This window comes from Pseudomonas sp. RIT-PI-q (assembly GCF_001297125.1).
GTDB lineage: Bacteria > Pseudomonadota > Gammaproteobacteria > Pseudomonadales > Pseudomonadaceae > Aquipseudomonas.
In genome coordinates, this window is sequence record NZ_LHPC01000043.1 from 1 (window position 1) to 1,029 (window position 1,029).

Sequence of the window (1,029 nt, forward strand, 5' to 3'; positions counted from 1 at the left end):
GCCCACTTCATGGCGCAGGAGGCCGCCAAGCTGGGGCATACGCCCAAGCTCATCGCACCTCATCTCGTACGTCCATACGTCAAAAGCAACAAAAACGACTTCGCCGATGCCGAGGCGATCTGCGAGGCGGCGACTCGGCCCACGATGCGTTTTGTGCCGGCCAAAACCCAAGCCCAGCAGGCGCTGGCCATGTCCAACTCGATACGTGAGTCGTTCATTAAAGACCGCACGGCGACCGTCAATCGGATTCACGCAGCCCTTCTGGAGGTCGGCGTCAGTCTGGCCGCCGGCTTCAAAGCCATCAGAGAGCTTCCAGCGTTGCTTGAAGTGAGTTCATTTTCTGAACGCATCAAGAAAAATCTGATGCTGCTGCATGGGCACTTCAACTATCTGGATGGGCAGGTCAAGGCGCTGGACAAGGACGTGGAGTGCCAGGCCGCTGAAGATGATCTGGCGACGCGCTTGATGACCATACCCTGTGTCGGCCCGATCACCTCCACCGTCCTGGCTGCCGAGTTGGGCGATGGCAAACAGTTCAAATGCGGCCGAGGCTATGCGGCCTCGATCGGCTTGGTGCCGAAACAGCATTCCACGGGCGGCAAGACCGTGCTGTTGGGCATTAGTAAACGCGGCGACCGAAACCAGAGGCGCCTGCTCATCCAGTGCGCCCGGGTTTATTTGATTCAGGTAGACCGACAAAAAGGCGCTTTGGCGGACTGGGTCCGCCAGCTAATAGCGTCCCACCATCACTCCAATCTCGTGGTTTGTGCATTGGCCAACAAGCTGGCAAGGATCGCCTGGGCGATTGCGGCCCACCACACTGAATTCGATGCGGGGCCAGCCGCGATGAACGCCTGACCCCGCTGTCACCCGAGCACCACCCACCTGGTTTTGCGATGCTGGATAACTGATGACGTGAACGGCCAACCGGCCTGACGACAACCCTGAGCTGCTACACGGCTGAAAGGCCGTCACCCTAATTAGGGTCGTTAGGCATCGATTCTCATCGAGGCGCGGGGCCATAACCCC

At 59.3% G+C, this 1,029-nt stretch carries 1 protein-coding gene; it reads left to right on the top strand.

Annotated features, from left to right (window positions below; genetic code table 11):
• The coding region (locus AEQ67_RS23020) for an IS110 family transposase (protein ID WP_059406118.1) at positions 1 to 858 on the top strand (858 nt) is incomplete at its 5' end.
• Positions 859 to 1,029 lie beyond the last annotated feature (171 nt).